The organism is Levilactobacillus parabrevis ATCC 53295 (assembly GCF_001434055.1).
In the GTDB taxonomy this organism is placed as follows: domain Bacteria; phylum Bacillota; class Bacilli; order Lactobacillales; family Lactobacillaceae; genus Levilactobacillus; species Levilactobacillus parabrevis.
This window is the reverse complement of sequence record NZ_AZCZ01000022.1, coordinates 1-13,199: the sequence shown is the minus strand read 5'-3', so window position 1 is coordinate 13,199 and position 13,199 is coordinate 1. Positions and strand designations below refer to the sequence as shown.

Annotated in this window: 12 protein-coding genes; 11 read left to right on the top strand and 1 reads right to left on the bottom strand. The window is 47.9% G+C overall.

Annotation, left to right across the window (positions count from 1 at the left end):
• Positions 1-99 precede the first annotated feature (99 nt).
• From FD07_RS07020 to FD07_RS06990, 7 genes are all read left to right on the top strand, one after another.
• The gene (locus tag FD07_RS07020; RefSeq protein WP_020089609.1) at positions 100-1,185 is read left to right on the top strand and encodes a GntR family transcriptional regulator; all 1,086 of its coding nucleotides are present in this window, start codon (positions 100-102) and stop codon (positions 1,183-1,185) included.
• A 640-nt stretch (positions 1,186-1,825) separates the two neighbouring features.
• Positions 1,826-3,229 (top strand): sugar porter family MFS transporter, encoded by a 1,404-nt coding sequence (locus tag FD07_RS07015; RefSeq protein WP_020089608.1) that lies wholly within the window; start codon positions 1,826-1,828, stop codon positions 3,227-3,229.
• A gap of 36 nt (positions 3,230-3,265) precedes the next feature.
• Positions 3,266-4,867 (top strand): xylulokinase, encoded by a 1,602-nt coding sequence (locus tag FD07_RS07010; RefSeq protein ID WP_020089607.1) that lies wholly within the window; start codon positions 3,266-3,268, stop codon positions 4,865-4,867.
• A 17-nt stretch (positions 4,868-4,884) separates the two neighbouring features.
• Complete coding sequence (locus FD07_RS07005) at positions 4,885-5,613, top strand: L-ribulose-5-phosphate 4-epimerase (protein WP_020089606.1); 729 nt, start codon at positions 4,885-4,887, stop codon at positions 5,611-5,613.
• A gap of 57 nt (positions 5,614-5,670) precedes the next feature.
• Positions 5,671-7,095, top strand: a complete 1,425-nt coding sequence (araA, locus tag FD07_RS07000; protein WP_020089605.1) for an L-arabinose isomerase — start codon at positions 5,671-5,673, stop codon at positions 7,093-7,095.
• Positions 7,096-7,396: 301 nt separating this feature from the next.
• Entirely contained in the window at positions 7,397-7,960 is a 564-nt protein-coding gene (locus tag FD07_RS06995) for a sugar O-acetyltransferase (RefSeq protein WP_020089604.1), read from the top strand.
• Between the two features lie 412 nt (positions 7,961-8,372).
• Complete coding sequence (locus tag FD07_RS06990) at positions 8,373-9,782, top strand: sugar porter family MFS transporter (RefSeq protein WP_020089603.1); 1,410 nt, start codon at positions 8,373-8,375, stop codon at positions 9,780-9,782.
• Between the two features lie 85 nt (positions 9,783-9,867).
• Here FD07_RS06990 and FD07_RS06985 read toward each other — a convergent pair whose 3' ends face one another.
• Positions 9,868-10,062, bottom strand: a complete 195-nt coding sequence (locus tag FD07_RS06985) for a hypothetical protein (protein ID WP_020089602.1) — start codon at positions 10,060-10,062, stop codon at positions 9,868-9,870.
• Between the two features lie 211 nt (positions 10,063-10,273).
• Between FD07_RS06985 and FD07_RS06980 the strand changes: the two genes are divergently transcribed.
• The 4 genes from FD07_RS06980 (at position 10,274) to FD07_RS06965 (ending at position 13,091) form a co-directional block, all read left to right on the top strand.
• The gene (locus FD07_RS06980) at positions 10,274-10,591 is read left to right on the top strand and encodes a hypothetical protein (protein ID WP_020089601.1); all 318 of its coding nucleotides are present in this window, start codon (positions 10,274-10,276) and stop codon (positions 10,589-10,591) included.
• Between the two features lie 15 nt (positions 10,592-10,606).
• Complete coding sequence (locus FD07_RS06975; RefSeq protein ID WP_020089600.1) at positions 10,607-11,506, top strand: RluA family pseudouridine synthase; 900 nt, start codon at positions 10,607-10,609, stop codon at positions 11,504-11,506.
• Positions 11,496-12,272 (top strand): DUF1003 domain-containing protein, encoded by a 777-nt coding sequence (locus FD07_RS06970; RefSeq protein ID WP_020089599.1) that lies wholly within the window; start codon positions 11,496-11,498, stop codon positions 12,270-12,272. The genes FD07_RS06975 and FD07_RS06970 overlap by 11 nt, the downstream gene beginning before the upstream one ends.
• 231 nt (positions 12,273-12,503) lie before the next feature.
• Entirely contained in the window at positions 12,504-13,091 is a 588-nt protein-coding gene (locus FD07_RS06965) for a GNAT family N-acetyltransferase (RefSeq protein ID WP_020089598.1), read from the top strand.
• The last annotated feature ends 108 nt before the right edge of the window (positions 13,092-13,199 follow it).

The following is a 13,199-nucleotide window of genomic DNA, read 5'->3' as shown; positions in this document are numbered from 1 at the left end:
GGCCGTTGCATGGCGGCTGGTGGTGTTTGCGCAAAATGTAAAAAACGTTACCATGAGCCACTACCGTCCGGCATGGATACGAACTATGGGAGAGTAACTATGGAAAATAAATACCAAAGAGTCAAGGACTCTCTGAAGGAAGCAATTCTTTCCGGGAAGTATCCGATCGATGAAAAATTACCAACTGAAACAGAACTGATGGAACAGTTTAAGGTTTCTCGGTACACGATTCGTCGTGCCGTGGGGGATTTAGAGACCGAACATTTCATCTACCGGATTCAAGGTGGCGGCATGTTCGTTCAGGACTGGCACAAGGACTGGACGACCGAGAACGACAGTAAGATGATTGGTGTCATTACTACCCACATTGCCGACTACATCTTCCCACGGATCATTTACGGACTAGATGAGGTTATTTCCGATAGTGGCTATTCAATGTTGCTGGGAAATACGCGGAATAACCATGACCGTGAGCGTAAACACTTGATCAACATGCTTAATAGCAAGGTTGCCGGGCTAATCATCGAACCGACCCAGAGTGCCTTGCCCAATCCCAATATGGATTTATACCAGGAAATTAAGGATGACCAGATTCCCGTGCTCTTCATTAACGCGGCTTATCCACAGCTGGACTTTCCGTACGTCAATACGGCGGACGCTAAGACTGAAAAGAAACTCGTGGAATATTTGTTGGGCATGGGCCACGAGAGCATTCTGGGCATCTTTCAAGTTGATGATATCCAGGGGGTTAACCGGATGAATGGGTTCGTTCAGGCCTACCAAGAGCATCCGGATATTTCCTATAAGAGCAATCTGATTATGTACCAGTCCGGCGATGACTTTGAACGGATCACTAGCCGGGTGGCCTCTTATATAGATAGTACTGATCGACCAACTGCGATTGCCTGTTATAATGACCAACTGGCTATCCCGGTCATGTCCTACGTTAAATCGCGGGGACTGCGGGTACCACAGGACATTTCAATCGTGGGCTTCGATAACTATCAGATGTCGCAGTACATGAGTCCTGGACTGACCACGCTCAATCACGTGAAGGATGTCATGGGGGAAGATGCAGGGCGGATGATGCTCCAGTTGTTGAATAAGCAGCCGGTGCAATCGATCACCTATGAACCCGACTTAATTGTTCGACAATCCACGGCGGCACCGAAGCACGTGGACTAGATAGGTTAGGATGAATTTTGGACCAACCTCAGTGATTGGCGCTATGACAACTCAAAACAGATAACTTTGAAGGCTTACGGAAAACTTCCGTGAGCCTTTTTGGTTGTGCCGCTGTCAATCAATGAACTTGCACGTGGGGTTAATCGACCAACTGAGGGGGAGTGGGCACCCAATTGTGGGGATTGTGGCAATCGCCCGATAACTAACCAACCAACTGAATGGATCGGAAATGTGGAGACGGAACTTGTCCGATTAAAAAAAACATTTCCCAATAAACTGGTCTGTACCGCGAATTGATTGAAAGGGTTCGGTCGAAGTAAAAGGCTTAACTTACCGCGATTCGGAAACGCTTTCAAAAAAAATAAAAATGCGCAAACCCGTGTTATAGCAAGGGTTTTCACGGAATATTAATCCGCATATAAAAAATAGGTGTTGATTTATGCGTATAAATATAATACACTAAGTTTGTTCAGAAATGAAAACGCTTCACAAAGTTAACCGGAATTTTCGGGCTGGCCGGCCAGTTTGAAAGGGTGATTAACGTCAGGTGGAACTGCTTCATTTCTATCAATAGTTAAGCGGGAGAAGCCATTATTTAGTTTTTTATCTTTGACCCCTTTAAACTTAGGAGGAACGAAATTTGGAAGCGAAAGCGGAAAAGAAAGTTTCAAGTAAATTCATATTCTTCTTTGGATCGTTCGGTGGAATTCTGTTCGGTTATGATATTGGTGTTATGACCGGTGCCTTACCATTCTTGAAGACCGACTGGGCATTGACTAACGCGTCATTAATCGGTTGGGTTACTTCATCAGTTATGTTCGGTGCCATCTTCGGTGCCGCAATTGCTGGTCAACTTGCCGATAAGTTAGGTCGTCGTCGGATGATTCTGATGTCATCCTTAATCTTCGCCATTGGGTCAATCCTTTGTGGGTTCTCTCCTAACGGTGGGACTTACTACTTAATTGGGATGCGGATCTTCTTGGGGTTAGCCGTTGGTGCTGCCTCAGCCTTAGTCCCAGCTTACATGTCAGAAATGGCACCAGCGCGTTTGCGTGGTAGCCTTTCCGGGATCAACCAGACCATGATTGTTTCTGGGATGTTGATTTCTTACGTTGTTGACTTCGTCTTAAAAGACTTACCTGGTAACTTATCATGGCGTTTAATGTTAGGCTTGGCTTCAGTGCCTGCCTTCATCCTCTTCTTCGGGGTTCTGAAATTGCCAGAATCACCACGTTTCTTAATCAAGACTGGTAAACTCGACGAAGCACGTACCGTTCTTTCATACGTACGTAAGCCAGAAGATATTGAACCAGAAGTTGAATCCATTCAAAAGACTGCTGAAACTGAAGAAAGTAACTTAGAAAAGACCTCATGGGCTACGTTATTTAACGGCAAGTACCGTTACTTAGTTATCGCCGGTGTTGGGGTCGCTGCCTTCCAGCAATTCCAAGGTGCCAACGCGATCTTCTACTACATTCCACTGATCGTTGAAAAGGCAACTGGTAACGCCGCAAGTTCTGCTCTGATGTGGCCAATCATTCAAGGTGTTCTGTTAGTTCTTGGTTCATTACTCTACATCGTGATTGCTGAAAAGTTCAATCGTCGGACGTTGTTGACTATGGGTGGTACGGTTATGGCTCTGTCATTCCTGTTACCAGCTATCATCAACAAGTTAGTTCCTAACGCAAGTCCAATGATGATCGTTGTCTTCTTGTCAATCTACGTTGCATTCTACTCATTCACTTGGGCACCACTTACCTGGGTCCTCGTTGGTGAAATCTTCCCATTAGCTGTTCGGGGCCGTGCATCTGGTTTAGCTTCATCATTTAACTGGATCGGTTCATGGGCTGTTGGTTTGATCTTCCCTATTATGACTGCTGCAATGTCACAAGAAGCTGTGTTCGCTGTCTTCGGTGTCATCTGTGTATTCGGTGTTCTGTTCATTCGTTTCTGTGTTCCAGAAACTCGTGGTCACTCACTTGAAGAAATCGAAGCTCGTGGGACTAACCATGGTAAGAGTAAAGAAGCTACGAACAACGACTAGTAATTCTCGATTTAAAATTATTGGGAGGTAAGTTAAATGAACTTAGTTGAAACGACTCGCGCTATCGAAGCCGGTGAGGTTTCCTTAGGGATTGAGTTAGGTTCAACCCGGATTAAAGCGGTATTGGTCACTGATGACTTCAATACTATCGCCTCAGGCAGTTATGTTTGGGAAAACCGCTTTGAAGACGGTGTCTGGACATATCCTATCGACGAAGTTTGGACTGGGATTCAACAAAGCTACACGCAAATGGCAGCCGATGTACAAAGCAAGTACCACAGTGCTTTGACTAAGATCAGTGCCGTTGGGGTCAGTGCCATGATGCATGGTTACTTGGCCTTCGATAAGAGTGGCAAATTGTTGGTACCATTCCGGACTTGGCGGAACAACATCACGGAACAATCCGCTGATGAATTGACCAAGTTGTTCGATTTCAATATTCCACAACGTTGGAGTATTGCCCATCTGTACCAAGCTATCCTGAATGGTGAAGACCACGTTCGCAACGTGAACTTCATTACCAGTTTAGCCGGCTACGTAACTTGGAAATTATCTGGCGAAAAGGTCTTAGGTGTTGGGGATGCTTCTGGTGTCTTCCCAATCGATGACAAGACGGGTTCTTACGACAAGAAGATGTTGGAGAAATTCAGCAACCTCGACAACGTTAAGCAATACCCTTGGGACATCGAAGACATCTTGCCTGATATCTTACCAGCTGGTAAGGTTGCCGGTCACTTGACCGCTGAAGGGGCTAGTCTCCTGGATGCAAATGGCAACTTGGAAGCCGGTAGTGTGATGGCACCACCTGAAGGGGATGCTGGTACCGGGATGGTTGGTACGAACAGTGTGCGGAAGCGGACTGGGAATATCTCCGTTGGGACTTCATCCTTCTCCATGAACGTCTTGGACAAGCCATTGACTAAGGTTTACCGCGATATTGATATCGTGATGACCCCAGATGGCTCACCAGTTGCCATGGTCCACATTAACAACTGTTCTTCAGATATTAATGCTTGGGCTAGTGTCTTCAACGAATTTGCTGCCCGTTTGGGTGTTGAATTGAAGCCAGACCGTCTGTACGAAACGCTCTTCTTAGAAGCAGCTAAGGCAGACCCAGATGCTGGTGGATTGGTCAACTACAGCTATCAATCAGGTGAAAACATCACCAAGATCAAGGCTGGTCGTCCATTATTCGTCCGGACACCAAACAGCAAGTTTAGCTTACCAAACTTCATGCAAACTCAGTTGTATGCTGCCTTTGCACCATTGAAGATTGGGATGGACATCTTGATCAATCAAGAACATGTTCATACTGATGTTATGATTGCCCAAGGTGGTTTATTCCGGACACCTGTTATTGGTCAACAAGTTTTGGCCAATGCGTTGAACGTGCCAATCACTGTTATGAGTACTGCCGGCGAAGGTGGTCCATGGGGGATGGCGGTCTTAGCTGTATATGCTAAGCGCGATACCGATGAATCATTGGAAGACTTCTTGGATAAAGAAGTGTTCACGAACCCAGAATCCATGACTTTGAGTCCAGAACCTGATGGGGTTGCTGGATACCAGAAGTTCATCGAAAAGTATCAAGGTGGCTTGCCGGTGGAAGCTGCCGCTGGCGATGCAATTAGCGACTAAGAGAGGAAGTTAATTGAATGTTAGAGGAATTAAAGCAAGAGGTTTACGAAGCCAACATGCAATTGCCAAAACTTGGCCTGGTTACCTTTACTTGGGGTAACGTTTCCGGGATTGACCGGGAAAAGGGTCTGTTCGTCATCAAGCCTTCTGGGGTTGACTACGACAAGTTAAAGCCTAGCGACTTGGTCGTCGTAAACTTGCAAGGTGAAGTTGTTGAAGGGGATATGAACCCATCCAGCGACACACCAACGCATACGGTACTTTACAACGCATTTCCAAACATTGGTGGGATTGTGCACACGCACTCTCCATGGGCCGTATCCTTTGCTGGCGCCAACTTAGACGTTCCAGCAATGAACACGACACACGCCGACACGTTCTACGGTGATGTTCCAGCGGCCGATGCATTGACCAAGGAAGAAATCGAAGAAGATTACGAAGGCAATACAGGTAAAACCATTGTCAAGACCTTCAAGGAACGTGGTTTGGATTACGAAGCTATTCCAGCTGCTCTGGTTAGTCAACATGGTCCGTTCGCTTGGGGTCCTACTCCAGCCAAGGCCGTGTACAACTCCAAAGTTTTGGAAGTGGTTGCTGAAGAAGATTATCACTCCATGCAATTAACCCATAAGAACCTGGAATTGCCACAATATCTGTTGGATAAGCACTATTACCGTAAGCACGGTAAGAACGCTTATTATGGGCAAAACAATGCCAAGTCGCAGAGTCATGCGGCGCGTGAATAATCTGGTATCAATTGCTTCATGAATAACAATCAATTATATAGAAGGAGTGCTTAAATTATGTTATCAGTTCCTGATTATGAATTTTGGTTTGTTACCGGTAGTCAACATCTCTATGGTGAAGAACAATTGAAGTCTGTTGCCAAGGATGCCCAAGACATTGCCGACAAGTTAAACGCAAGCGGCAAATTACCTTACAAGGTTGTCTTCAAGGATGTTATGACGACTGCCGAAAGCATCACTAACTTCATGAAGGAAGTTAACTACAACGATAAAGTTGCCGGGGTTATTACCTGGATGCACACGTTCTCTCCAGCCAAGAACTGGATCCGTGGGACTGAATTGTTGCAAAAGCCATTACTTCACTTGGCTACGCAATACTTGAACAACATCCCATACGCTGACATTGACTTTGATTACATGAACTTGAACCAAAGTGCGCATGGTGACCGTGAATATGCTTACATCAATGCTCGTTTACAAAAGAACAACAAGATTGTTTACGGCTACTGGGGTGACTCAGAAGTCCAAGACAAGATTGCTTCTTGGGAAGATGTTGCTGTCGCTTACAACGAAAGCTTCAAGGTTAAGGTTGCTCGTTTCGGAGACACCATGCGTAACGTTGCCGTTACTGAAGGTGACAAAGTACAAGCACAAATCCAAATGGGCTGGACTGTTGACTACTACGGTATCGGTGACTTAGTTGAAGAAATCAACAAGGTTAAAGATGCTGACATCGACAAGGAATACGCTGACTTGGAAAGCAAGTACACCATGGTTCAAGGTGACAACGATGCTGACAAGTACACCAAGTCTGTACGTACCCAATTGAAGCAATACATCGGGATCAAGAGCTTCTTGGAAAAGGGTGGTTACACTGCCTTCACCACGAACTTCGAAGACCTCTGGGGTATGGAACAATTACCTGGTTTAGCCGCACAATTGTTAATTCGTGACGGTTATGGCTTCGGTGCCGAAGGTGACTGGAAGACCGCTGCTCTTGGCCGTGTCATGAAGATCATGTCCCACGGTAAGAAGACTGCCTTCATGGAAGACTACACGCTTGACTTACGTAAGGGCCACGAAGCAATCCTTGGTTCTCACATGCTGGAAGTTGACCCAACTATCGCTTCCGACAAGCCTCGTGTTGAAGTTCACCCATTGGATATTGGTGGTAAGGCTGACCCTGCACGTCTTGTCTTCACTGGTTCAGAAGGTGACGCCATTGACGTTACTGTCTCTGACTTCCGTGACGGCTTCAAGATGATCAGTTACGCCGTAGCTGCCCACAAGCCAGAAGCTGAGACTCCTAAGTTGCCAGTTGCTAAGCAACTCTGGACGCCAAAGGTTGGCCTTGAAAAGGGTGCCTTAGCTTGGATGCAAGCTGGTGGTGGTCACCACACTATGCTCTCATTCGCTCTGACTGAAGAACAAATGGAAGACTTTGCTACTATGGTTAACATGAACAAGGCATTCATCAAATAGTCATTAATGGCTGAAAAAATGGTTGGGGTTGCCGAGAGCAGCTCCGGCCATTTTTATTTAACCAGTCAAGCGGCCGACGATTGTGACGTGAAATGGGTAAGTGAGACAGTGAAAATGTGGTCAGGTAGGCTCTAGATGGTGAGTCGTCGTTCTCAGCAACGTCTTGAGGCGTTGATTGCGCACTGAGAGGGACGATTGATTCGTTGCGGGGCTGTGGTGGCCGGTTTCAGCTGTGTTGTTAGCTATTATGCATTATAAATCGAGTCGTGGTTTCAACAGGACGTGCAAGGAGGAAGAGAATATGGGAAAATCAGAAAAAGAGAAAATGATCACCGGCGAATTGTTCGACGTGTATAATGACGAATTGGTCGCAGAACGGGGTGCTGCTCGTAAACAGGTCGAGGCAATCAACGCCCTGGGTGAAAGTGATCCCGAACAGAGCCAGAAACTGATTAAGAAGCTCTTCGGTTCCACGGGTAAGGACGTTAGTGTTCATGCGAGTTTCAAGTGTGATTACGGTTATAACATCTACGTGGATGAGGATTTCTTTGCCAACTATGATTGTGTAATGCTTGATGTTGCCCCCATTCGAATCGGTAAGCACTGCCTGTTAGGACCCAAGGTGCAGATCTATTCCGTAAACCATCCGGCAGATCCTAAGTTGCGGCGTAATGGTGCCATGGGCATTGGTAAGCCAGTGACAATGGGAGACGATGTCTGGGTCGGTGGTGGTGCCATCATCTGTCCTGGCGTGACGTTAGGGAATAACGTCATCGTCGGTGCTGGTAGCGTGGTCACGAAGTCCTTTGGGGACAACGTGGTCGTTGCAGGCAATCCAGCCCGGGTCGTCAAGCACTTGGATTAGACCGACTATACCAGGTTCATGGGGTGAAAGATACCTTTGAACGCTAATCCGGTATTAAGTGACTCATCAGAACGCTTCCATCCTTATGGGTGGGGGGTTCCGATGAGTCACTTTTTTTGTGGAAAAAAGTCAATTTTCGAAAAAAGTTTTTAAGCAAGCGGTTGCTTTCATACCGGGATTTGTTAAAGAAAGCGCTTTGAAAGATCATCCGCATAAGAGAAAACGCTATTGATTTATCCGTATAACTGTTTTAAAATATTTGTATTGCGTTTGTGAAAACGTTTTACCTGGTTCCTGGTAAACACCGGTTTTCCTGACGTTGAAACGATAACTATGATTTATCGGACCAATATACCTTTAGCCCGATTTGGCACAGAGAGAACACGCAGAGACATTGGGAGGTATTTTTAAAGTGAAAGGCAACAAGAAAATTTCAAGCGGTTACATCTACTTTTTCGGCTCTTTTGGGGGCATCTTATTCGGGTATGATATCGGGGTCATGACGGGGGCGTTACCCTTCCTCGAGACGGACTGGAGTCTATCAAACGCAACGTTAATTGGCTGGATTACCTCGGCTGTCATGTTTGGGGCGATCTTTGGTGGCGCGCTGTCTGGTCAGCTGTCAGACAAACTTGGTCGGCGGAAGATGATTCTGCTCTCAGCCCTGATCTTTGCGCTGGGGTCACTGATGTCCGCCATGGTTCCTAACTTGGGTGAGTACTATCTGATTGGGGTTCGGATCTTCCTCGGCTTGGCTGTGGGGGCTGCTTCAGCTCTGGTGCCAGCATACATGTCCGAAATGTCTCCAGCTCGGCTACGAGGCCGACTGACGGGAATCAACCAGACCATGATCGTATCAGGGATGTTGATCTCCTACGTTGTTGACTTTCTTTTGAAAGGGCTGCCAGAAGCTTTTGCTTGGCGGCTGATGCTGGGCTCCGCCGCAATTCCCGCAATTATTCTCTTTGCTGGGGTTCTCCGGTTACCAGAATCACCACGTTTCTTGATTAAGAACGGCCAATTAGACGCCGCGCGGACGGTCTTGAGCTACATTCGCCCAGCCGATGAAATTGACAACGAAATTGAGACGATTCAAAGCACGGCCAAGACGGAAAGCGTTGCGGCCAAGAACACTTCTTGGGCAACGTTGTTCTCCAGAAAGTACCGGTACTTAGTCATTGCTGGGGTTGGTGTCGCTGCCTTTCAACAGTTCCAGGGTGCCAATGCCATCTTCTACTACATTCCATTGATCGTGCAACAAGCTACCGGGAGTGCCGCTAGCAACGCGCTGATGTGGCCAATTATTCAAGGGATCATTTTGGTTACCGGGTCGTTAGTCTTTCTGTGGATCGCCGATAAATTTAATCGGCGCGCACTGTTGATCTTAGGTGGCGCAGTGATGGGTCTATCCTTCTTACTGCCAGCCTTTCTGAACGTGACTCACCTCAACAGTAACCCCATGTTAATTGTGGTGTTCCTGTCCATCTACGTGGCGTTTTACTCCTTCACGTGGGCTCCATTGACTTGGGTCCTTATCGGTGAAGTCTTCCCGTTGGCAGTGCGTGGTCGGGCTTCCGGTTTGGCCTCATCCTTTAACTGGATTGGGTCGTTCGCAGTGGGACTGTTATTCCCAGTCATGACGGCTGCAATGTCTCAGGAGGCGGTCTTTGCCATCTTTGGGGTAATCTGTCTGCTGGGTGTTGCCTTCATCCGGTTCTGCGTGCCAGAAACTAAGGGACGGACACTGGAAGAAATCGAACAACAGGGGACGCGTGCCAAAGAAATTGAAACTTTGGCGACCTCTGAGGACTACACGGAATAAGTTAACTATTAAGCAAAAAAAGTCACAAGGACCTGCGAATTTTGATCGCAAATCCTTGTGACTTTTTAATTACTATTTACTGAGATTAAATGAAGCAGACCCAGCTACCCATGCCTAACAACCCAATACCAACAATCGTAAAAATAATCAGTAAGATTTTGGTGTCAGCATCAGCCTTGTGGTTTGTTTGTGGAAATAACTTAAAGATGATTAGGACCAACAGCGCAATGCCCGCTAATAGAATTAGTGCCCCCGTTAAGATATTGTGCGACATCATCATGATATTCTCCCCCTTCAACTGGTTTCATTATAACGGCTCGGCTAGACTTATGCCAGAAAAGGGTGAAATAATTCCCGTGGATTCTACGCCTATGTTAAAATATACCGTGATTAGAAGAATTTTACCCACGCCTACTGCGGTAGGATCATCGCAAGTAATCAAGTGGTGTCAATTTGTAAGTAGAACTAACAGCACATAAGGGGTGACGAGAATGATCGATAAGCCAGAAGTAAGTGCCAGTGCTCTGTGGCTAACGCCGTTGGAGCAGGGGATTATCCGCATTGGATTCGCCGATGACGGGCGGGAACTTTTAGGGCCCGTTCAGAAGATCACGTGGCAGGTCGAACAGGGCCGGGTCCACTTGGGGACACCATTTCTCATTGTTAGTGGGGTTAATGAAGAATTAACGCTGCACTTCCCGTTTGCCGGGAGGATCGCGCAGATCAATGAAGACTTAGCGGCTCACCCGGAATGGCTGAACAATCGCAATGACGATCTCGATTGGATGGTCGATCTCGCGATTGAATAGAAGGGAACTTATGGCATGGAATTAACGTGGCAGGTAACAACACCGGTGACGAGTCTCAAGCGGTTCTTGAACCAGCAAGGCGTCAGTCACCGGGTTTTTAGTGACTTGAAGGAAAACGGGACGATTCGGGTCAATGACACGGTCGTCACTCCCGCAGTAACCTTGAAGGTGGGGGATGTGGTGGCAGTTACGCTACCCGCCGAAGCGGATGATCCCGATGTAGCGACGAGCAGGGTTCCAATTACCGTTTTATTTGAAAATAGAGACTGGCTGGTGATCGACAAGCCAGCCGGTCTCAACGTGGTACCTGGCCCCGCCAACCGAACGGATACCCTGGTTAATCGCATCAAGGGTCACTGGGCACAAACGCAGGCGGAAAACCGGGTGCCCCATATCTTAACGCGGCTGGACCGGTTCACCAGTGGGGTGGTCTGGGTTGCCCGACACCGTTTGGCCAATAGCCTAGCAAGTCAGTTGCAGGCCCAACATCAGGTGGATAAGCGTTACCTGGCCATTGTCAGTGATCGGCTGTCACAGGACCACGGCATGATTGATGAACCGCTGGCGAGTGACCCGACCGGCTATAACCAGATGGTCTCTCCCGCCGGTAAGCCAGCACAGACCGAGTACTGGGTCAAAGAACGTTTTGACCAGGCAACCCTCGTGGAAGTCAAGCTACATACGGGACGGACGCATCAAATTCGGGCCCACTTTGCCTATTTGGACCATCCCTTGATCGGTGACCATCTCTACGACGGCCCTGAAATGGGCGGGATGACGCGGCAGGCCTTGCATGCGCATACCCTGAGTTTTACCGATCCCTTTACCCAAGAAAACCGATCGTTTATGAGCGAGGTGCCGGCTGATTGGCAGCAGCTCGTCAAGCAACTAAGGAGTGACATAAATGGCAACTGAACAACTTCACTGTTTAGTAGACGGTGAACCTGTGGCCTTGGAAGGCAGTCTGCAGCTGGCCGAATTAGACGCCGGCCTGAGAAATCGAATTAAGCGGGATTATCCGCAGAGTAAGCCCACTGACTATATCTGTGGTCATCACCTGCTAAAGTACCGTCTGGAGCACGTAGACGCCCTGATCAATGCCGATATGAAGCAGACCAAGAAGATCAATCAGAAGCTGACTAAGGCCTTGCAGAGCGATGACTACGATATTATCGATGTGAATGATAGTTTGTCGGAAAGCCTGACGTTTGGGCAGAAGGTATCCGATGATGTGGCGCGCTTTGGTGGTTCCTGGGGCTTTATCTTTGTTTTCATGTTCGTGTTGATCGGGTGGATGATCGTCAATGGCTTACATTTATTTGGAGTCAACTTTGACAACTACCCCTTCATTCTGTTAAATTTAGTGTTAAGTTGCGTGGCGGCGATTCAGGCACCCATCATTATGATGAGTCAGAATCGTTCCGCCGATCGTGATCGCATGATGGCCGAAAACGACTACCACGTTAACCTGAAGTCGGAGCACGAGTTACGTCTGCTCCACGCCAAGGTCGATCACCTCGCACAGAATCAGGTCCCCCACACGATGGAGATCGCACGTTTTCAACTTGAAATTTTAGGCGAAATTCGCCAAGAACTAGCCGAATTACGGGCGCACGACGCCGGAAGTTCAGATTCGGCAAAACGAAGGGAGTCTCCCCATGAGAACATGGATAACAGCTAGCGCTTTATTTGCCGTTGGGCTGATATTTGGTAAACGGGCCGCAGATCGCAGGGCCAGTAGTGTTCGGCGGTTAGTTAGCGAGAACTAATTACGCTGAAGTTCCGCGACCATCTAAGCGTCATGACAGTTACATAAGTGGGCGGAAAGCTTTCCGCCCAGTTTGGCAAATCCTTTGACAAACGCAGCATCCTCCGTTAGGCTAGTGAGAGAACTAGAAATGGAGGATTTTTTGTGATAATTCGCGAGGCTCAACCGGCGGACGCTCCTCAGATAGCGCCGCTGATGAACTTGATCTACGATGAGATGGAACTGACAGATTTGGAAGACGTTCCCGAACCCGACTTATTGAAGGCCATTACGGCGGCGTACCGGACCCGGACATACTTGTCTGGACCGGCAACCACAGTGGTGGCCGAGGCCGATGGCCAAGTCGTGGGGATGGCCTTTGGCTACCCCGGAGAACGAGAAGAAGCTGTAGACGATGTCTTTACGCAAATCACTGCCAAGAGTGCTGCGTTTGATGTCCCATTTGAGACCCAGTCGGAAACGGCCAAGGGTGAGTGGTATCTGGATTCACTGGCCGTATCGCCCGACCATCAAGGGAAGGGAATCGGTCACCAGTTATTACGGGCGCTGCCACACTACGCGCGCCGGGACAATCAAGCCGTGATCGGTCTGAATGTGGACCTGGAGAACCCGGCCGCTATGCGCTTGTATAAGCGCATGGGGTATGAGGTTTCCGGTAAGCAGATGATTGGGGACCATCACTATTATCACATGCAATTAGAGATTGGGCAGCGTGCCCGGGTTGCGAACTAACTAGATATTGACGTGAGAGGCCGGGATAATTGTCCTGGCCTCTCTTTTAAGAAATATTGCCGGCGTAAATGAAATTTTATTTGGCCCTCAATTGTCAAATCAAGTGCA